Raw genomic sequence first — 21,285 nt, forward strand, 5'->3', positions numbered from 1 at the left:
GGCTTGGCCGTGCTCTTCGTTCGATTGGATCGCCAATGTCCGCTTCGTATGAATGGGGAATTCCGACCAAAATGGGAGCTAGCGAACGCGATTCCAGATTTGAGTTTCCCCCAACAGCGAGAAGCCTACGTAGCCCCGTACACGCAAGGTGTTGGCATCCTGCACCGTCAGATTGCAGGAATAGGTGCGGCCGTCCTCGGGATTGTAAATCCGGCCGTTCTTCCAGACGCTGGGATCGTCGGTCGGTTCGAAACCGTTAAGGAGCGAAAGGCCCACCAGTTTCTGGGTGCGGAGAGTGAGGTCCGGATTTTTGGAATCGACCGCATCTTTTCCATCGTCACCGAGCGGATCCTTGAGCCATACGATGGTGCCGCACAGGCTCGTCCCGCACTTTTCGATCTTGACGTGAGAATCGTCGCCCTGGGTCGCCCAGGTTCCCAACGGATTCAGATCGCTGCTTACAGCGTGAGCTCCCGAGGCGGTCAGGAGACAACACAGCAACATCGCGATGAATGCCTGCCGGTCGATCAGCTGCCACCTGGCTGTGCCACGGTCCATAGGTCGCGTCCAGATTATTCCCGCCAAGGAAGCGGGCCAATTGACTGGGAGGTATCGGTGAGTACACGTGACATAAACCAGTTTCGCACGCCCAACACCTCCGCCTCCGCGACTACCGAGAAGCCGAAGCGCCGATAGAAGCAGACGTTCTCGCGCTTGTCGGTTTCGAGATACGCAAGCCCGGCGCACTCGTCCATCCGCAAGCAGAAATCAGCCATCAGCGCCCGGCCGACCCCCTGACCCTGAACAGTGGGCTCTACCGCAACCGGGCCCAGGTGCCAGTGCGGCGCCGACGGATCCCTTCGCGACCACGCGCCGACCCACTGAAGGATGCGCCCGGCGGTGGCGATTTGGTTGGCTAGCACTACCGAGGGAAGAATTCGCACCTTCTCCGTGAGAGTGGCCTGACAATGTCCTGGCGGGGTGAAGGCGCACACCGCAATCATTTCCGCGTCGCGGAAGCCGCCGAGAATCTGTCCGCGCCGATACAAGCCATGCAGCACCGGAGAATAGAAACGCTCCAGCTTTTGGCGGCGGCCCGCCGCTTCGCCGCCGAACGCGCGCACATCGATCGGATTGTCGCACATCGCACGACTGAGCAGCAGCGCGGCTATGGGCAGCTCGTGGTTCAGTATCTGGCGAATGGTGATCGGGTTCATAGCGCTCTCGACAATACAATTGTATTGTCAGCCATACAAGTGTATTCTAATCTCAAAACCGAAGGTTGTCGCGCCTTGCCGATGATGAAACAGCAGCCGTCCGATCTGACCGCGTATGCGCGGATCCGCAATGCCGCGCTCAGGTTGTTCGGTGAAAAAGGAACGGCCGCCACCTCGATTCGCGAGGTCGCCAGTGTGGCCGGCGTGTCGCCCGGACTGGTGCAGCACCATTTCCGAAGCAAGTGGGCGCTTGAATCTGCGGTCAGCGCCTACGTCGCAGGCAAGATGGCGGAGTTGGCCGGTGCCGGTCTGGAACCCGGAAGAACCGCGCGGACCCTGACCCTGGGCGCGGCTGTCATCGGCTTTATCCGGCGCAATCCAGAGCTGGTTGCATACCTGCGCCGCGTCATTCTGGAGGATGATCGGATTGGCCGCCGCCTGCTCGACTCAATAGTGCAGCTGAGTCGTACCTTAAACCGCCGCCTGCAGGCGAATCATCTGCTGCGCCGCAACCTCGACCCGGTCTGGGCGCCGCTCAACACGATGATTCTGGTGCTCGGTCCTTTGTTGCTGGAACCGGCGCTGAACCGTTACCTGGACCATCGGCTGCGCAGCGAGGAAGGCCTGGCCCGCTGGGATGCCGCCGTCGAAGACTTGTACCTGCGCGGAATCTATCGCCATCCGCGCGCACCGAAGCGCCGCGGTGCATCGGCCGGCCGGCAGTGACTACCCAACCAGCTCGTGAACATTTCAATCCCCCTGCCTGGTCAGCCTTGCAAGGATACGACCGCGAAAGGTAATCGTCTCCTGAGCAGGGCAAGAAACCTTCATAATGCCGTCGGAGAGGTCGACCTTTGTTCAAGCGGGTATTGATTGCCAACCGGGGTGAAATCGCCATCCGTGTCGCGCGCGCCGCAGAGGCGCTTGGTGTCGAGTCGGTCAGTGTATACGCGCCTGCGGACGCGCTTTCGCTTCATATCCGCGTAACCACCGAGTCGCGCGCACTCAGGTCCGAGGCGCCCTCGAACGATCCCGTCCGTGCCTACCTGGACGTGGAAGCGCTGATCGACGCCGCGAAGGCTGGTGGCTGCGATTGCGTGCATCCCGGATATGGCTTTCTGTCTGAGAATGCCGATTTCGCAGCGCGCTGCCGCCAAGAGGGCATCGCATTTATCGGGCCGCATCCCGAGACGCTGGCGTTGTTCGGCGACAAGCTGAGAGCGCGCGAGCTGGCCGGCTCGCTGGGCATCCCCATCATTCCGGGTAGCCCGCAAGCGCTGGCTAGCGCGGAGGAGGCCGCGGCGGTCGCCGAAACGGTCGGCTATCCGGTGATGCTGAAAGCGGCCGCGGGCGGAGGCGGGCGGGGGATGCGCGCCGTCGCGTCCGCCGATCAGATGGCAGCGGCTTTCGTACGCTGCCAGAGTGAAGCACTCGCAGCGTTCGGCGACGGCGCCCTATTCGTCGAGAAACTGCTCGCACGCCCCCGCCATATCGAGGTTCAGGTTCTGGCCGACCGCGCCGGCGATCTGGTTCATCTCCACGAGCGCGACTGCTCGGTCCAGCTTCGCAACCAGAAAGTCATCGAGATCGCCCCGGCACCGGGGTTGGAAGCCGCTCTGCGGCAGCGCATCCTTGAGGACGCGATCCACCTTGCCCGTGCCGCAGGTTATGTGAATGCGGGCACAGTTGAGTTTCTGGTCAACCCCGAGCGCGGCGAGCATTTTTTCATCGAGTGCAATCCGCGCATCCAGGTGGAGCACACCGTAACCGAGCAGGTCACCGGCATCGATCTGGTCGAATCGCAGTTTCGTATCTCAGCCGGCGAATCCCTCCAATCCTTGGGCATCTCCGACCAGGCCGCAGTTGCACGGCCTCGCGGGTTTGCCATACAGGCGCGCATCGTAGCGAACGGTACCGGCGTGTTGACCGCCTACAAGGAGCCGACCGGTCCGGGCGTGCGGGTCGATTCCTGCGGCTATCTCGGCTATGCGCCCCCGCCGCAGTTCGACCCGATGTTCGCCAAGCTAATCTGCCAGTCGAATTCGACGCACACGTTCAGTTCAGCGCTCGATCGCACCTTACGCGCACTCGACGAGTTCCACATTTCCGGCCTGCCGACCAATCTTCGCCTGCTCCGCGCGATCCTCTCACATCCGGCGGTGCGGGCGGGTGATGCGCGCACCAGCTTCTTCTCAGAGCACCCCGACCTTGTCGCTTCGACGGGCGCGAAAGCGTCCGCGTCGGGTTCGCTGGCACTGCTCGAACAACAGGCGATGGTGCTCCGCGGCGGCAGAGACGGGCTCACCATATCCTCCACGCAGCCCCCATCGGTCAACCTGGTCGTCCCGGCGGGAGAGGAGGGTGTCGAAAGCCCGATGGCCGGCAATATCATCGAGCTTCCCCTGGAGGTCGGAGCCGCGGTTGAGGCCGGCGCGATTCTGCTGGTCATCAGCGCGATGAAGATGGAAACCGCCATTACGGCGCCCTGCGCCGGGGTAGTGACCGCAATCAGCCCCGCCGAGATCGGCGCCACAGTCGCAGCAGGGCAGATCGTCGCGACGATAGCCCCATCCAGTCGCCCTAGCGCTGCGGCGAAGCCGCGCCACTACGGCGACGACAGCTGGGCACCGATGCTCGCCGACGTGCATGCCTTGCAACAGATCGCTCATCGACGTTTCGCGCCCGATTCGAGCGATCCAGGCGTCGTCCGCCAGCGGCGCCGAGGGAAGCTGACCTGCCGCGAACGCATTGACCTGTTGCTTGATCCGGGCACCTTCCGCGAGGTTGGCAGCCTTGCGGGGTTCGCGGATTACGACGACGAGGGACGCATAGCGGGCTTCACGCCCGCCAACCACGTGGGAGGTTGGGGCAAGATTGCTGGCCGCACGGCGGTGGTATGCGCCGACGATTTTACCTCGCGCGGCGGACACTCTGACGGCGCGATCGGGGGCAAGGCCGCGCACCTCGACCGGCTGTCGATCGACCTACGCTGCCCATCGATCCGTTTGCTGGACGGCTCTTCGGGCGGCGGCAGCATTGCAGCAATGGTACCCAAGCAGCAAACGGCGGGTGAAAGCAGGGCACAAGAAAGCTCCGGCGCGATCGTTGCCGGCCGCCCGCGCGTGTCGGGGGAGGGTGGTTCGTTTCTGCCGGGCCACCTCGGAAGCACGATGTACGTATCGCAGCTAAGCCAGGTGCCGGTGGTCAACCTGTTGCTGGGTAGTGTGGTGGGTATCGGCGCGGCGAAGGCGGTCCTCGGCCACTTCTCGGTCATGGTGCGTGACATCGCGCAGCTGTTCGTGGCCGGACCTCCTGTGGTGAGCCACGCGATGGGGTACGACATCAGCAAGGAGGAGTTGGGCGGCTGGCATATCCACTGTCGGAATGGTTCCGTCGACAATCTCGCCGACTCGGAGGAAGAGGCGACCGCAATGACGAAGCGGTTCCTTTCCTACCTTCCCTCCAGCGTCTACGAAGCGCCCCCGGTCTTGCCTCCGGACCCGAGTGATCCGGCAGATCGCCGCGAGGAAGAGTTGTTTACCATCATCCCCCGCAAACGCACCATGACGTTCGACATGCGCCGGGCGATCCGCCTGATAGCGGATCGCGACTCCTTCTTCGAGATCGGGCCATTGTGGGGGACCGATCAGATCGTGGGTTTCGTCCGCTTCAACGGCTATCCGATGGGCTTGCTCGCATCCGACTGCAGGCACGTCAATGGCGGCGCACTCACGGCCGACGGGTGCGACAAACTCAAGCGCCACCTCGACCTCTGCGACATGTTTCACCTTCCCATCCTCAACCTGATCGACAATCCGGGTTTCGCGGTAGGACTGGAGCATGAGTTGACCGGAACGATCCGCAAGGGCGGAGAGTGGATGATCGCGTTCGCACAGGTCGAGGTTCCGATCTTCACCGTCATCATGCGCCGGAGCTTTGGGGTGGCCGGCAACAACTTCGCATCGCCCCGCAGCGGCGCCAGCGCACGCGTCGCGTGGCCCGCCGCCGACGTCGGCGGCATCCCGCCCGAGGGCGGGATCGAAGCCGCGTACAAACGCCAGCTCGCCGAGGCCGCCGACCCCGCCGCCCTGCGTGCGGAGATCAATGCGCGCATCGAAAGTGCGCGCGGCCCCATAGGTCCGCTAAACCGTTTTCAGATGGAAGAAATGATCGACCCGCGCGACACTCGCCCATGGGTGTGTGAGTGGGGAGAAAACGCCTATCGCATCGTGTCGCAACCGTCCTTGCTGGTCCCCCGAGCAATCCAATTCAGGCCGTAATTCCGACTCCTGCAGGACGGTGGAAACGCCACTAGCGCCGCGACCATCCAGTTTGGCGAGCGAAGCGATTTGAACGTGGCCGAACGAAACCGGAGTGCGCGTTATGACTCTGGCCCCTTGGCAGGCAGCGACTCGAACCATGGCAGCACCAACTGCTCATTGATCGAGTAGGGATATGCATGGCCCCATTCCGGGAGCTCGTGGTAGGTCACCTGGTAGCCGATGCTCTCGAGCAGCTCGCAGGTCTGGCGGGCGAACGCGACCGGAAAGATGAAATCGTGGACCCCGTGAATCACCAGCATCGGGGTGTCCTTGCCGCGCTCCTGGCGCAGCATCGGATCGACGACCGGATGGAGCGCCCCGGCTACCGGGGCGAGGCCGCGGAACAAGTGGCTGTGCTCGAGGCCTAAAATGTAAGTGAAGATGCCCCCGTCCGAGAGGCCGGTCAGATACACCCGGGCGAGGTCGATTGAGTATTCGTTGGTGACCTCGTTGAACATGCGCTGGAACGACCGAGTGTCCGGACTGGGTAGGCTCATGTCCCAGGTGTCGCCCCATGACTTGGGTGAGAGGATGGCGTAACCGCGGCTGCGCGCCGGCCTCACCCACGTCCATATGTATTCCGAGCCGTGACCGTGGCCGCCGTGTAAGGCGACGATCAGCGGCAGGGGTTTATCGTGAGAATAATCTTCCGGAATGTAGAGCGTGTAGTCCGAACGTTCCTGGTTGCGCTTGCGCTGGATGAAACCGGTGGTCGCTGCGCTGGCCGCCGGGGCCGGGGTGGGCGCCGGGGCCGGGGTGGGCGCCGGCGCGCCATCGAGCAGAAAATGCCCAGCGATCAGGGGTAACTGGTCGCGCAACGCATAAAGTTGATACAAGGCCCGGCAGAATGCAGCGCGGCTATACAAGTAGATGAGCGTCCATTGCGGGCTCGGCTGGGTCATGAACAGCTCGTAAGCCTTGCCCAATTCCCGGACCGCGGCGCAGAGCCGCTGATGCAATTCCTCCTGGCCGGGCGGCGGCGTCGATGACACGAAGCTTGACTCGAAGCGGCGAAAGATGTCGCGCACCGCGCTGACCATTCGCGCCTGGTGATCGGCGAGCGATCCGGGTCGGAGCTGTTCCTGGATCGACTCGAAGGTGCGCAGAAACTCCAAGACTTCATTCTGGAGCGCGGTTAGTTGGCCGGCGTAAGTGTTTTCCTGGTTTGGCATCGCTTCCTCCTGCCGAGTGCTGGACGGGGACGGTGACAGGCAATTTCGGGATTCTCCCGAGCGCCAGAGGTTCGCGCGCCAGATAGTCGGCTACACGCGGGAGATGACTTCCTCGCGGAATTTTTCAAGCCCGCGGGTTACTACCTCCGGCTTGGTGCCCGGAGGATTTACCACCACCCGCGAAACTCCCATGTCCGCGAGCATCTTCAGGTCATCCGGCTTGAAGGACCTCGTCAGGCAGGAGAATTCTATCGCATCCGGATTGCGCCCCGCCTTTTGCGCTTCGGATCGCACGGTTGCGAACAGCTCCTTGAGTTTCTCCGGATTCATCACGGTGGGGAAGAATCCATCTCCGTAGCGCCCGGCGCGCCGAGCGGCCGCCGTCGAGTGTCCTCCCACGTGAATCGGAACGTCTCTCCTGACCGGCTTTGGATTCGAATGGAGCGGACCGAACCTGAAATGCTTGCCCTCAAACGATGCGGCTCCATCTTTCCACAGCGCGCGCAGTGCGCGGATCGCCTCGTCGGTCATCGCGCCGCGGTGATGGAAGTCGATTCCGAGCGCCTCGAATTCCTCTTTCATCCATCCGCTGCCGATTCCGAGAATTACTCGTCCGCCCGAGAGCACGTCCACGGTCGCGACTTCTTTTGCCGTGTAGATGGGATGCCGCTGCGGCAGGATCAATATTCCGGTGGCGAGCTTGATGGTTTTGGTCACTGCCGCCACATACGCGAGCGGGATGAGCGGGTCCGGAATCGCGACATCGTCGCCACCGGGCATGCTGCCATCCTTGCTGCCCGGATAGGGCAGGTGTTTTACGGGAACCGCGACGTGCTCCACGCTCCACAGCGATTCGAAACCGCAGCGCTCGGCGGTAGTCGCCAGATGGGCCAGCAGCCCCGGATCGCTGAATTTTCCGGAAGTGGCGAAGCCGATACCGAATTTCATGAGCGTTCCATCCTCCGACCTGCCTACTGCAGGACAAAATCCTTGTAGCCGTTGGCCGCTGCCTCCGTACACTTGGCCCGGTATACGGGTGCCGGACTAGCGTACAGGAGAATCGCGCGAGCCTTTCCGGGAATATTCGCGCCGATAAACCACGAGTTAGCGCCGCTCAATAGCGTGTGGCTCCCCACCTCGTTGGCGTGCTCGACCCAGGCGTCTTCCGCCTTCACCGTGGGTGCGATGCGCGAGTAGCCGTTCGCGCGAACGTGGCGGATAGCGTCGGTGATCCATTCGACGATACTCTCGGCGCATACCGTGTAGTTGCAAAATGCGCTATTGGTCGCGATGAAGAGATTTGGGAAGCCGGCCGACTGAATGCCCAGCAGCGTGCGCGGGCCATTGGCCCATTTCTCCTTGAGGCTCTGTCCACCTTCTCCACGGATATCAATGCGGGTCACCGCGCCGGTGATGGCGTCAAAGCCGGTCGCATAGATGATGACATCGAACTCGTACTCGCGGTCGCGGGTCTTGATACCCTTGGGCGTGATGCGCTCGATGGATGCCTCCTTGATATCGACCAACAGGACATTGTCGCGGTTGTAGGCCTCGTAATACTCGGTTTCAAGGGGAACGCGCTTGGATCCGAACGGATGGTCCTTGGGCACCAGTTTTTCCGCCACAGCAGGATCCTTCACGCGCGCGCGGATCTTGTCGCGTACGAACTCGGCGAAGTCTTCGTTCGCCACCCGGTCGGTCATGATGTCCCTGAAATTGCCCAGCCACTTACCGAAGCCGGGCAGCGCCCACAATTTCTCATACACCGCGAGCCGCTCTTCGCGCGGGACCTCCAGCGCCGTGCGCCGGTCGAACTCGTGCAGGAAAGCTCCCGTGGTTTCCCGGATTCTCTGGTGTATCTCGGGGTAAGTAGCCTTGAACCGCCGCTGGGTTTCTTCGCTCACCAGCCCGTTCCTGAGCGGCGCACAGTAATTCGGCGTGCGCTGGAATACGGTGAGATGACCGACCTCCTTGGCGATGACCGGGATGAGCTGGACGGCAGTGGCGCCGGTGCCGATCACCGCCACGCGCTTCCCGCTAAAATCGACCTTCTCCTTTGGCCACCTGGACGTGTGATATGACTCGCCCCTGAAGGTGTCGATACCTTCGAACGAGGGAACGTAGCGCGCCGACAGGATTCCCACCGCCGCCACCAGGAACTGCGCGCGCATGCGTTGTCCACTCTCGAGCTGGACATCCCATCGGTTGGTGCGCTCGTCGTACACCGCGGAAATGACGTGCGAATTGAACTGGATGTGGCGGCGCAGATCGAACCGATCGGCCACGTAGTTCAGGTAGCGCTCGTTCTCCAGTTGGCCGGAAAAGTGCTCTTTCCAGTCCCACTCCTGGAGGAGCTCCTTTGAGAAGGAATAGCCGTAGGTCTCGCTCTCCGAGTCGAAGCGGCAGCCGGGATAGCGATTCCAGTACCACGTCCCTCCCACGCCTCCGCCATCTTCGAGACCCCGGACCGAGAGTCCGAGCTCGCGTAAGCGATAGAGTTGATAGAGTCCGGCGACGCCGGCGCCAATCACTATCGCGTCAAAACTCTCGATCCGTTCGGAGCGGGTATTCAGTGTCTGTGCTTGAGAATCTGCCATAACGATCTTCCAGAATAAGCTGTCCCTCTTCCCCTGGTCCCGGGAAGTTTACCATGCGATAAGCGTTAAAATTTCCCTCCGCGACCGCACGCTCGGCGATCTTCGCTTCCTATACCATTGCCAAAAAGGCTCTCCAAACGCGTATTCGAAGCTGCCGTTGATCCTCATCGCGGGCGTTTGGAAGTTACCAAAGCTTTTTATAGGCTCGCACGCATAAAGCGACGATGGCAAATTTCGAATTAAAGGACCGTGCCGCGATAGCAGGTGTCGGCAATTCGCCGTATGGGCGGCGGTTGATGCGCAGCCCGATCGATCTGGCCGCCGACGCAATTGCCAGCGCGCTGGATGACTGTGGCCTCACGCGCGATGAGCTGGACGGAATGATCGTCAGTTTCGGGTCGCCAATCGGTGCCGACGGAGACTCTATTGCGCAGCTGCTGGGGTTAAAGCTGCGGACCTGCAATCAGACTTGGGCTCACGGGCGCTTTACCGCGAGCTGCATCACGTGGGCCGCGATGCTGGTAAATGCCGGCTTGGCTGATGCCGTCGCCTGTCTCGCCTCGGTGAGCTTCTCGTCAATGCGGCGTCCGATGATGGGCGGCGCCGGCGACCGCGAGGGCACACGCGAGGCGGGAGGAGGCCACGGAGAAGACCCCGTGTATGGCATGACTTCGCCCGGCGCGGGCGCCGCTCTGGTGGCGCGACGCTACTTCGATCGCTATGGCTGCGACAGCCGCGCGCTTGCCTCGGTGCCAGTCGCGTTTCGCAAGCACGCCGCAATGAATCCGGCGGCGATCATGCGCGAACCTATCGATGTCGAAGCCCATCAGCGATCACGCTACGTCTGCGAGCCACTTCGTCTGCTCGACTACTGCCTCATCAACGATGGGGCAGCATGCGTGATCGTGACGACCTCGGAACAGGCGCGCGATCTGAAAAAACCTCCGGTCTACATCGGCGGCATGCAGGGATTGCCGGGCGGCCGCGAGGAGTTCATCTGGGCATATCCCGGGCTCGGCGTGGCCCAACAATCGGTGTTTGAATATGAGGTCGGCCAGCAGCGCGTGTACCAAATGGCCGGAGTAACACCGACAGAGGTCGACGCGCTCTTCACCTACGACGCGTTCTCGATAGTTGCGTGGATTGCGCTTGAGCGCTTCGGCTTCTGCAAACCAGGGGAAGCGGCGGGCTTCACGCAAGACGGCCGGATCGAAATCGGGGGAGAGCTCCCGATGAACACCAACGGGGGTTTGCTCTCCGAGGCGCACATCATGGGCTGGAATCATCAGGTCGAAATCGTTCGACAGCTACGCGGCGAATGCGGCGCCAGGCAAGTGAAAGATGCCGAGGTCATTCAGTGGGCGAATGCGTATGGCGACTCGCTCATCTATCACAAGTAACGCGAATGAAAGCAGCTGAGTACCAGAAACCGCTTCCGACGATTTCCTCATTGAACCGCCCTTACTGGGAAGGACTCAGACGACGGGAACTGCGGCTGCAAAAGTGCGACGGATGTGGGCTGACCTGGTATCCCCCGGCGCCGCTGTGCCCGGCCTGCTGGTCGCGCAAGTTCACCTGGACGCAGCTCAGCGGCCACGGTCGAATCAGTTCATGGGTGGTGTTTCATCAGGCCTACTTCCGTAGTTTTGAAGCCGACATTCCGTACAACGTCGTGGAAGTTGATCTCGAGGAAGGTCCGCGGGTCCTGGCAAATCTGCTCGGGGCGAAGGGCGAGATCCACTGCGGCATGCCGGTCGAAATAGTATTCGATGATGTGACCGATGAGGTCACGCTCGCGAAGTTCAAGCCCCGCACCGTCTAAGCAGACCGCGAGACTCGTCAGCTTTCCTTATGGGCCCGCCAAGATTGAGGATAGAGCTATGGAGGGCCTTCGCCTGCTTGCCGACCACCGCGGGTAGAGCGCAATCAAGCTGCCCGCTATGATCTAGGGATACGCGAAGCTAATGCGCCACGAGGCGGTCCCGTACAACCTGCCTTACGGGGACCTGCTTACGATCCGGCGGCGGCGGGATGCGACTGTTCGCGCGCTTCGGCTTTCATCGCGGGCATTACTTCCGACGCGAAGAGCCGGAGGCTCCGCTCCGCCTCGTCATAGGGCATCCCCCCGTACTTGAACACCCCCACGAACTCCGATGCGCCCAGTGTGTTTTGAACGTTGCGCAACACCTCGATGCAGCGTTCCGGTGTTCCAATCACCTGGGTGTCCGCGAACATCTCCGGGAAGCCGCCCGCGGACTTTACCACTTGCGCCATCTGCGCGTGATACTCGTAGCCCTTGGCCGCCTTGAAGTGTTCCGGCTCGTGATACTCGTAGTGATTGAGTGCGCTCTCCGCGTAGTTCTTGCTCCACTTGCGCCCGGCTTCCATGGCCTCGCGCTCAGTCCTGGCGCAATAGACCCAACATCCAGCGATCGGCGCCTTGGCTTTGAAACCGGCCCGCTCGCACGACAGCTTGTAGGCGTCGTAGTCCTTGCGATGCTCTTCCCAGGGCTTCTGAGGGATCACGAGCATCCCCATCCCGGCCTTCGCCATGATCTCCCCGGTTTCCGGTGATACGATCGCCCCGTACATCCGGTTCACCAAATCCCTGTCCAGCGGCTGGGGCCGAATACTCATCTCGGGAATCTGGAAAAACTTGCCATTAAAGGAAAAGTGCTTTTGCGAAAGCGCCAGCTTGATGATCTCGGCCGCTTCGGCAAACCGCTCGCGCGCTTCGCTCATCGGCACCCGGAACCCATCGAATTCGATGCGCCCGGCGCCGCGACCGAAACCGAGCGTGAGACTGCGCCCCTGGGCCATGATGTCGAGCATCGAGATTTGTTCGGCGACGCGAACCGGGTCGTGCCACGGAAGTACCACGACCATGGTGCCGAGACCGATGCGTCGGGTGTGCCCGCATAAGTAGGTCAGAAATTGCAGAACGTCGGGCACCATCGTGTACGGCGAGAAATGATGCTCGACGCTCCAGATCGCATCAAAGCCGAGCGGCTCGAATAGTTCCGCGAGCTTCAGATCTTCGAGGAACACCTCGTGGTCCGCCTGCTGCTCATGGAAGTTCTGAACGAAAACGGCTCCGCTGACCTTCATTGGAATCTCCTCGGGCTATGGGGCGACCATCGTAGTTCGGGTCTCTTTCCACAACCTATGCAGCCGTGTCGTACATGCGCCAGGACTCGTTCCCGGCCGGCAATTGAAAGAGCTTGGCCGCGTTCTCTCGCATGATGGCCTGCCGTTGTTCCTCTTGAAGGTGGGCGGTGTGCTCGGCCAGCAATTGCTGCGAGCGAGGCCAGGTTGAATCCGTATGGGGGAAGTCGCTCGCCCACAGGAGCTGCGTGTGTGGCATCTGATGCAGAGAGTTGAAGGCACTCAGATCGTCCTGGAAAGTCATCCAGACATTGTTTTTGATGTACTCGCTGGGCAGCTTGGACAGCCCTTTGATTATTCCACCCTCTGCATTGAATTTCGCGGCGTGGTCCATGCGATACATATAGTGCGGCATCCAGCCGGCATCACCTTCCGCGCAGACCAGTTTCAATTTCGGATGGCGTTCGAACACGCCCCCAAGCACCATCAGACCGACGACATCCTGCACCGCGCGGATGATACCGAGAAAATTGTTCATCTCGTGCCCGCGGTGCGGCATGCCGAGAGCCCCGTCGCGTGAGGTCAGGATATGGAAGCAAATGGGAAGTCCCAGATCGGTCGCGCATTCCCACAGGGCATCATAGTCACGATGGTCATAGTCTTCGTGAATCGGGCGGCCCGACATCATCATGCCGACCATCCCCATTTCCTTCGCGCGGCGAAAATCTTCGATCGCGCTGTCGACGCTCAACACCGCGGTTTGCGCCAATCCTAAAATCCGATTGGGCGCCTCACTACACATCGCTTGTAGCCAGCGATTGTACGCTTTCATGCAGGCGTCCTTGTACTCGGCGTCGCGATGCATACACAGGCCCATTCCGACGGAAGCGTAAACGACCTCGGCCGCGATCCCGTCCTTGTCCATGTATGGCAGCCGCGCGCGCCCCCCATAAGCGCCCTCGCGGACATCCGCAAACTTGAGTCGCTTGGCACGTTCGTTTCGTTCCTTGATGGTGAAGCCGGCGCCATCAATAAAGCCGAGCGCTACCGGTCGCTTCATTCCCGGCACCACGAAAGCCTCGGTGCCGTCAGGCTGCGGAAGGATCCGCGGCGCGTCGTCGCGATACTTCGGGTCGATATAGTCGACATAGCAATTGGGGGGTTCGCATACGTGCCCATCCGATGAAATGATGCCGCGAGGAATCATGCTAAATTCTCCTTCCGACGTGTGCAGGTTCGCTCCGCGTCCGGCGGTGACGACCGCCACGTCGCGACGCCGTCTGTTCCGAACGATCGAGTTTTTAGCAAGTGCCGGCTCACTCCGCCATCTCCCGGAGCGGTCTGAATTGGAGACACAGTAACCCGCCGCTGAATGATCCCGCTTCCTTGACGATCGGAGATCTTCACGGACCCCTAAACTCACCTAACGGCGCGGAAATCCGCAGATTCCAAGGTTACAGGAGTTTTCGCGACCAACCTTGGACTCTTGTGTGACGGGATATCGGCTCTCGGCTAGGGCCGACTCCAAAAACCGAGGCCCACGTCTTTGACGGACTGCTCTTCTGCGGGAACGGACGAAGGCGGTTGGTCCTCGGGTAAGAAACTACCTTCCAAGTACCGAGAGCGCATTGCGCAGGGGCGCGCTGGAGATCTGAATCAATCCGGAGAATGGATGGTCCAGCTCCAGGATCAGAAACAACGCGCCTGCGACCGAGAGCGCGCTGATAAACAGCGTCAGGAACGCGGTCGCGTTGCGCGGCGCGAACAGTCCGAAGCTGACGAAAAGCGTGCTCAGCCAGAAAACCACCACCACCAGGAACGGCGTGGAAATCGAGGATCCGCTCTGTTCGAACAAGAGCCAGCGCATCTGCCCCAAATTGAACGCCATCGACTCGACTTGCGACTTAAGCGCGCGTTGCGAGTCGTTCTGCGGTACCAGTTCCTGGAGCTTGTCGAACAGGATTTCGTTGTGGATCTGCGGGGCGCCCTCGTCTTTGTTCCCCCAAATCCGATCGAGCATTCCTACGACCGAAGCCTTAAGAAGGCCGCGCGCCTCGCCGGTTTCCGGGCCATAGTGGGCCAGCACGCGGTCAACCAGGATGGTGTCGGCAGCCATCTGGGTAAGCTCGCTGCGCCGCGCGTCGTAGGCGCTCTTGGCCGAAGCCACCAGCAAGCCGAGCAGCATCGCTGCCATCGTGCCGATCAGCGCGACGCCCAGCTTGATAAGAATCCTTCGTCTCTGCATCCAGGTGATGCTGGGGAAGGACCCCGCGCAGCCACATGCCGAGCATCGCGCCCCCAAATATGCAGAAGAAAATGATCGCGCTGACTTGGACTGGCTCCACGACTCCTGCCCGGGCAACTCTGTTTTCGCTATTACAAGAATAATAGGTTGTATCGCCCGAAAATCAGTTCAGCTCGGTCAGCAGCGACTTCGCGTCTTTCAGGTCCGGAGTGTCGAAGCCCTCGGTGAAACCGGAGTAAAGGGCCGCCAGCAGTTCGCGCGCCTGGATGATCTCGCCTCGTTTTCTCAAGGTCTTGGCGAGGCTCATCGCGGCGCGCAGCTCCCAGGCCTTGGCTCCGATCTTTTGCGCGACTGCGATTGCCTCGCGGAAGTCCCGTTCCGCTTGTTGCGTGTGACCGAGTCTCCAGTGCAGCTCGCCGCGCAGCCGGATGGTGTCCGGCCTCCAGGAAAGTTCCGCCGGATTCGCTTGCAGAGCCTTCTCGATCGTCGCTAGCGCCTCGGGCACCTTGCCGTCGAGCCACTGCGATACCCCTATCCAGCTCAAATAGAGCGTCATCATGATTCCGGTGCCGGTTTCGGTCAGGTCCCGCAACCCCGCCTCGACTTTCGGCATCCCCTCGGCCGGATTACCGAGCGCAGCCTCCGCGAGGCCGAGAAAGATTCGAGCTCCCGAACCGTACTGCCGATATCCATGCTCGTCCGCGAGGGCCACGGCCGCGCTGGCAGAGGTCTTCGCATCGCCAAATTCTCGCATGAAAAGCTGCAATGCAGCGGCAAGGTACTGCGCGTAAGCCAACTCGAAAGTACTCTTAAGAGCGACCGCGCCCTCGATCGCCTGACGCATTCGATCCCGTGCGAGGTCGGCATTTCCCAACATCCACGCCACGTGACCGGCGACTCCGAACGAGCCCAGAACCGAGGGAACTTCACGCGCCGAGACTTCGAACATCGGGGCGCCGGACCGGAAATGCTTTTCCGCGCCACTCAGATCGCCCCGACAGTAGCATGCCGTAACCTGACAAGCGTAAGCGGACCCCAAAACCGCGGCGCTCCCGTCGCGCTCGGCGAGTTCGAGTATCCGATCCGCCACGGCGCTCGCCGCTGGCAAGTCTCCCTTGGTAATGGCGGTAGCGAACGAGCCAGTCATCTGTAGGACAAGTTGCGCGAGGTCGCCGCTCTTCTCCGCGAGCGCGCGTGCGCGCTCGGCTGCGGCTGCCGCTTCCGCGGCGGCCCATCCCTGGGTGACCTGGAGCACCTGCGCGAAGCGGTTCATCAGAACCCACTCGCGTCCGTCACGCTCGGCTGATTCCGGAAGCGTCTTGAGGATGCCGAGCGCCTGCCGGTACGCATTCTCCGCTTCTTTGAACGCGCGGCGCTCGAACACGGCATCAGCGGCTTTACGCCACGCTGCGATCGCCGGCTCGGTCTCACCGGCCTGGTCCCAATGCCGAGCGATAACCTCGGGATGCTCCTCGGCCTGGGCTGCGAACTTTGTGGTCATCTCTTCGGCGACCCGACGATGCAGCTCTTTGCGCCTGGTCTTGAGCAGTGCCTCGTAGGCCGCGTCCTGGATGAGCCCGTGTTTGAATTGGTAGCTCGCTTCCGGCGCGATGCCGCGCGCGTATATGAGTTCCGCATCAGCGAGCTTTTCCAGGGCGGCTTGCAATTCGCCCTCGGGAATCGCGGCGATCGCCTGCAGCAACTCATAGGAAAAATCGCGGCCGATAACCGACGCGATCTGTGCCACCTCCTTGGCCGGTCCGAGCCGATCCAGACGCGCCGCGAGCGAATCGCGCAAGGTTGCTGGAATCTCGTGCCCCACGGAACGAGCGTGGCCCTCCAGGATCAGGCGGGTCAGCTCTTCCGCAAACAGCGGTACCCCGTCGGTACGTTTCACCACTGCATCGATCAGGTCCTGGGCCAGAGCAGCGCGAGCGACTACCCCGGTCACCATCTCCCGCGTGTGGCGATCGTTCAGACGACTGAGCGTGATTCGCGCGTGATAGGCCCGCAACGGCCACGGTGGATGAAATTCGGGGCGGGCGGTGTACAGCAGCATCAGCGGGGCAGTTGCTGCCTGCTCGACCAGCGTCTGGGTTAGCTCAAGCGTCGAGGGATCGACCCAGTGCAGGTCCTCCATCGCGATCACCACCGGCTGACGGCGCGCCGTGTTGAGCACCCACGCGGTGAGGTTCACGAGCAGTCGTCTGCGCCGCTGGTCGGGGTCCAGCGCGAGGGGCGGGTACTTATCAGGTACCGAAAGGTTGAGCAATTCGGCAATGAGCGGAACCGCCTCCTCGGGCTTCAGCCCCGCGAGTTTCTCGAGTTGTGCGAACCGTTCCTCGGGGCTTTCGTCACCACGCCAACCGAGCCCTTGGGTGAGGATCTGAGTCACCGCGTGAAACGGCGTACCCTGGAAAAGTTGCTCGCCAGCACATTCGATCCACAGGTGGGGATGGTCGGCTATGCGCGCGCGGAATTCCTCGACCAAGCGCGACTTCCCGATTCCCGGTTCGCCCGTAACCAGCACCAGCTGTCCTTCACCCTCGCGTGCCCGCTCCCATCGGTTAGCCAGCAAACGCATTTCCTCCGCTCGGCCAACGAAGGGGGTCAAAGCGCGGACAGCCGCGCCGTGCGTACGCCGGCGTGCGATAGCGGGACGAATCACCCTGTACAGATGTAGTGAATGCTTGACGTCCTTGAGCTGCTGCACGCCACGATCCTCGAACACAAATCGTCCCGGCACGAGCTCATGTACCGCCGCGGTGATCAACACCGAATCGGGTTCAGCGGCCGACTGCACGCGCGAGGCAACGCTGGGTGCATCGCCGAATACACTGGCTTCTGCGCCGCTGGCGTGACCCATCAATACCGAGCCGGTTTCAATTCCGACGCGAACCGCCAGCCGCAGCTGGTGCTCGCGAGCAAGGCGTTCACTCAGTGCCGCGACCTCTTCGATGACTGCGAGGCCCGCGCGAACCGCCCGTTCAGCATCGTCTTCATGTGCTTCCGGCCAACCGAAGTAAACCATCAAAGCATCGCCCAGATGTTTAGCGACGTGACCACCGAGACGAGTAACTGCGTCAGCCGCGCCCCGCTGATACGAGGCGGCGAATTCGCGCCAGTCTTCGAGGTCCAGATGAGACGAGATCTCCGTCGAGTTGACTAAGTCGCAATAAAGAACCGTCAGATGTCGGCGCTCACCCTCGCTTGCCACGGAAGCGGTGGTAGGCGCGACTGGGGCTTGAGTCCCGGCAGAACTGCGTGGCGCGGCTGGGGGCTGTGATCCGCCGCCATCGAGGGAGAGTTTGGCGCCGCAGTTGCCGCAGAATCGCTTGCCGACCGGACTATCGGCGCCACACGCCGGACAGCGAGTGCCAAGCGCCGCGCCGCAATCGGCACAGAACTTCTTGCCTTCGGGGTTTTCTGCATTGCACTTCGAGCAGCGCATTTGGTTTCCCGCTTGGCCAGTATGGTCCAAAATGACCGAATGTTGCGGACCGATCGTCGCGACCTGGGTGCTGAATCCGGGCAGGTCTCTTGGTCTCTTACATCCGCGGGGCTCGGTCAGGTCCCAATCATCAACTCACTATGCAGACGCAAGCGGGTCCGGGTAAATACGACTTTGGTCTCAGAGCCGGGCTCCAACCGGATTTAAACTGCTGATCACACCTTGCGGAGCTCGAAGCAGTTTCTTTAGCTGTGAAGCGGTACGGCCCCATTTAGCTCCGCGAGCAGCGCGGTGGCTTCCTTGAGGTCTGGTGTATCGAAGCCTTCGGTGAAACTCGAATAAAGGGGAGTCAGCAGCTCGCGTGCCTCAAGGATCTCGCCACGCACCCTCAGCATCCGGGCCAGGCTCAAAGCGGCGCGCAACTCCCATGCTCTCGCTCGCATCTTCTGCGCCTGCGAGATGGCCTCGCGAAAGTCGGTCTCTGCGGGTCCTGGTTGATTCAGCTTGAGAAGCAGTTCCCCGCGCAACCTCAGCATCTGAGGGCGAAACACGATTTCCTGGGGATTTACCTGAAGCGCGTCCTGGATTGTGCTGACGGCTTCTGCGATAGCACCGTCGAGAGCCTGGGCTTCCGCCAACAAAGTGAGGATAGTAGTGAGCCCCAGTCGAGCACCAATCCTCCCTATACCTGTTAAGCCCTGGCGGATTTGCGCCACGCCTTCGCGGGTGCTGCCGCGCTTCGCCCGCGCCCAACCGGTCATGACGTGGGCGAGATCGCGGGTATACGAAAAGCCGTGCTCTTCAGAGATGGCTAGCGATTCTGCGCTGGTCTCCTCGACAAGTTGCGGTTCTCCGAGAAACTGACGCAGCCAGCTTTCGAAGAAACGCGCCATGGCGAGATCGTACGGGTTCTGGCTAGTTCGGCCGAAAGCAACCCCTCGAGCAATGGGCTCGAAAGCTGACACGGGATACCCCAAAGTCCATGCATTGATCCCTGCAAAACCCATCACAATCACGAAGGTTCCCGGGAACTGTTTGAACCCTGGGGCCTCTATGAAAGGGTTCAAACGCTCGAAATGCTCCTCAGTGCCGACCAGGTTTCCCAGGTAGTAGCACGTCTCCACGTGCGCCATATGCGCGAATCCAAGATTCACAGGACTCCCTTCGCGCTCGGCCAGTTCGAGCAAATGGTCGGCCAGTGCGGCCGCCCCCAAGTGGTCGCCGGAGTTGTGGACCGATGTCCAGGTCGCGTACACCTGTTGAATTAGTTGCGCGAGGTTGCCCGCCTTCTCTGCCAGGGTGCGCGCCTTTGCAGCCGCGTCGAAGCTTTCAGGGGCAGTGTAACCCCGAGTTGCGAGGAGGACACGATATAGTGCGTTGGTGAGGTCTAATTCATGGGCGTCACGTTCGGGCGATTCGGGCTGCGTGCGAAGCACAGCGAGCGCCTGCTGATAAGATTCCTCCCCCTCTCTGAAGGCGTGCCGTTCTACGGCAGCGTTTGCGGTTTTCTTCCATGCTGCGATCGCGGGTTCCGCGTCACTCGCCTCAGTCCAGTGCCGGGCGATTATTTCGGGATGGTCTTCAGCAATCGCCGCGAATTTTTTGGTGATGGTTTGAGCGACGCGGTGATGGAGCTCTTTGCGCCTGACCTTGAGTAGCCCTTCGTAAGCGACGTCCCGCATCAATCCGTGCTTGAACTGGTAGGTCGCCTCGGGCGGGATGCCCCGCGCATAGATGAGTTCTGCGTCTACCAGTTTCTCCAAAGCAGACTGGAGTCCCTCGCTGCCGGCTGGAGCGACCGCTCCAAGCAGCTCATATGAGAACTCGCGTCCAATCACGGCCGCGATCTGCGCGATTTCTTTCGCGGCTCCGAGCCGGTCCAAACGCGCGGCGAGGGAATCGTGGAGCGTGGCGGGAATGTCGTGCACCACCGAGCGCCCGTCACCCTCCAGGATGAGCCGGGTCAGCTCCTCGGCGAACAACGGCACCCCATCGGTGCGTTGCACCACCGCATCGATGAGGTCGGGCGCCAAGGCGGAGCGCGCCACCACCCCCGCGATCATCTCCCGGGTGTGACGGTTGTTCAGGCGATTAAGGGTAATTTGGGTATGATGCGCACGCATCGGCCACGCCGCGCGGAACTCGGGCCGGGTGGTACTGAGCAGCATTAGTGGCGCGGTCGCGGCCTGCTCGACCAACATCTGTGCAAGCTCCAGGGTGGACGGGTCGACCCAGTGCAGATCCTCCATCGTCATCACTACCGGCTGCACCCGGGCCAAGTTGAGGACCCAAGCGGAGAGGTTGGCGAGCAGCCGCTTGCGCCGTTGGTCGGGTGCGAACATCAGCGGGGGGTACTGGTCCGGGCTCGGCAGATTGAGCAACTCGGCGATGAGCGGCACCGCTTCGCCGAGCTTCAGCCCCGCCCCCTCCAGCCGGCGCTCGAGTTGGGCGACGCGCTCCGCGGGACTTTCGTCGCCGCGCCAGCCCAGGGCCTGCTCGAGTATCTCGGTCACCGCGTGAAACGGGGTGTTCTGGGAGAACTGCTCGCCAGCGCCTTCGATCCAGAGGTGCGGTTCATCTCTGATCTGCGCGCGGAACTCTTCGACCAGACGCGACTTGCCGATACCCGGCTCCCCCATCACCAGCACCAGCTGGCCCTGACCCTCGCGCGCCCGCTCCCAGCGACTTAAGAGCAGGTGGAGGTCATCTTCGCGTCCCACGAAGGGCGTCAGGCTGCGGCCCGCAGCCCGCTGCGTGCCTCGGCCCACCACCATGGGCTGGACCACCCGATAGAGCTTAAGCGGATGCACCATGCCCTTAAGCTCCTGGGCACCGCGATCCTCGACTATGAACAGGCCCGCCACCAGCTCCTGCACCGCGGCGGTAATCACCACCGAGTCGGGTTGCGCGGCCGACTGCACCCGCGAGGCGACGTTGGGCGCATCGCCGAAAACATCGACCCCCTCACCGCCGCCCTGGCCCATGACCACCGAGCCGGTCTCGATTCCGACCCGCACCGCCAACTTCACCCGGTGCTCAGTGGCCAACCGTCCGTTCAGCGCCGCGACCTCGTCGACCACCGCCAGCCCGGCGCGCACCGCGCGCTCGGCATCGTCCTCGTGCGCCTGCGGCCAGCCGAAGTACACCATCAGGCCATCGCCCAGATACTTGGCGAC

The 21,285-nt window shown here is 61.9% G+C and carries 14 protein-coding genes; 4 read left to right on the forward strand and 10 right to left on the reverse strand.

The window, feature by feature from the left end:
• Window positions 1-78 precede the first annotated feature (78 nt).
• Together VGI36_14285 and VGI36_14290 are read right to left on the reverse strand one after the other, a co-directional pair.
• On the reverse strand, window positions 79-558 hold the full coding sequence (locus VGI36_14285) for a DUF2147 domain-containing protein (GenBank protein ID HEY2486316.1): 480 nt from the start codon (window positions 556-558) through the stop codon (window positions 79-81).
• A gap of 14 nt (window positions 559-572) precedes the next feature.
• Complete coding sequence (locus VGI36_14290) at window positions 573-1,217, reverse strand: GNAT family N-acetyltransferase (GenBank protein ID HEY2486317.1); 645 nt, start codon at window positions 1,215-1,217, stop codon at window positions 573-575.
• Between the two features lie 81 nt (window positions 1,218-1,298).
• Between VGI36_14290 and VGI36_14295 the strand changes: the two genes are divergently transcribed.
• Window positions 1,299-1,943, forward strand: a complete 645-nt coding sequence (locus tag VGI36_14295; protein HEY2486318.1) for a helix-turn-helix domain-containing protein — start codon at window positions 1,299-1,301, stop codon at window positions 1,941-1,943.
• Between the two features lie 128 nt (window positions 1,944-2,071).
• Window positions 2,072-5,497 (forward strand): carboxyl transferase domain-containing protein, encoded by a 3,426-nt coding sequence (locus tag VGI36_14300; protein HEY2486319.1) that lies wholly within the window; start codon window positions 2,072-2,074, stop codon window positions 5,495-5,497.
• A gap of 101 nt (window positions 5,498-5,598) precedes the next feature.
• On the opposite strand, the gene VGI36_14305 is transcribed toward VGI36_14300, so the two are convergent.
• From VGI36_14305 to VGI36_14315, 3 genes are all read right to left on the reverse strand, one after another.
• The gene (locus VGI36_14305) at window positions 5,599-6,711 is read right to left on the reverse strand and encodes a hypothetical protein (GenBank protein HEY2486320.1); all 1,113 of its coding nucleotides are present in this window, start codon (window positions 6,709-6,711) and stop codon (window positions 5,599-5,601) included.
• A 90-nt stretch (window positions 6,712-6,801) separates the two neighbouring features.
• Window positions 6,802-7,659 carry an LLM class F420-dependent oxidoreductase gene (locus tag VGI36_14310; GenBank protein HEY2486321.1) on the reverse strand — a complete coding sequence of 286 codons (858 nt, stop codon included), beginning with the start codon at window positions 7,657-7,659 and terminating at the stop codon, window positions 6,802-6,804.
• Between the two features lie 23 nt (window positions 7,660-7,682).
• Window positions 7,683-9,308, reverse strand: a complete 1,626-nt coding sequence (locus VGI36_14315; protein HEY2486322.1) for an NAD(P)/FAD-dependent oxidoreductase — start codon at window positions 9,306-9,308, stop codon at window positions 7,683-7,685.
• A 224-nt stretch (window positions 9,309-9,532) separates the two neighbouring features.
• On the opposite strand from VGI36_14315, the gene VGI36_14320 reads away from it, so the two are divergent.
• Both VGI36_14320 and VGI36_14325 read left to right on the forward strand, forming a co-directional pair.
• Window positions 9,533-10,708, forward strand: coding sequence for a thiolase family protein (locus tag VGI36_14320; GenBank protein ID HEY2486323.1), 1,176 nt, complete (start codon window positions 9,533-9,535; stop codon window positions 10,706-10,708).
• A gap of 5 nt (window positions 10,709-10,713) precedes the next feature.
• Entirely contained in the window at window positions 10,714-11,130 is a 417-nt protein-coding gene (locus VGI36_14325; protein ID HEY2486324.1) for an OB-fold domain-containing protein, read from the forward strand.
• A 188-nt stretch (window positions 11,131-11,318) separates the two neighbouring features.
• Here VGI36_14325 and VGI36_14330 read toward each other — a convergent pair whose 3' ends face one another.
• The 5 genes from VGI36_14330 to VGI36_14350 form a co-directional block, all read right to left on the reverse strand.
• The gene (locus VGI36_14330; protein HEY2486325.1) at window positions 11,319-12,416 is read right to left on the reverse strand and encodes an LLM class flavin-dependent oxidoreductase; all 1,098 of its coding nucleotides are present in this window, start codon (window positions 12,414-12,416) and stop codon (window positions 11,319-11,321) included.
• Between the two features lie 55 nt (window positions 12,417-12,471).
• Entirely contained in the window at window positions 12,472-13,620 is a 1,149-nt protein-coding gene (locus VGI36_14335; GenBank protein ID HEY2486326.1) for an amidohydrolase family protein, read from the reverse strand.
• A 396-nt stretch (window positions 13,621-14,016) separates the two neighbouring features.
• Window positions 14,017-14,658 (reverse strand): hypothetical protein, encoded by a 642-nt coding sequence (locus VGI36_14340; protein ID HEY2486327.1) that lies wholly within the window; start codon window positions 14,656-14,658, stop codon window positions 14,017-14,019.
• 163 nt (window positions 14,659-14,821) lie between these two features.
• Window positions 14,822-18,109, reverse strand: a complete 3,288-nt coding sequence (locus VGI36_14345) for an AAA family ATPase (protein ID HEY2486328.1) — start codon at window positions 18,107-18,109, stop codon at window positions 14,822-14,824.
• Between the two features lie 245 nt (window positions 18,110-18,354).
• On the reverse strand, window positions 18,355-21,285 hold a 2,931-nt coding region (locus VGI36_14350), incomplete at its 5' end, for an AAA family ATPase (protein HEY2486329.1).

This window comes from Candidatus Binataceae bacterium (genome assembly GCA_036495685.1).
GTDB lineage: Bacteria > Desulfobacterota > Binatia > Binatales > Binataceae > JAFAHS01.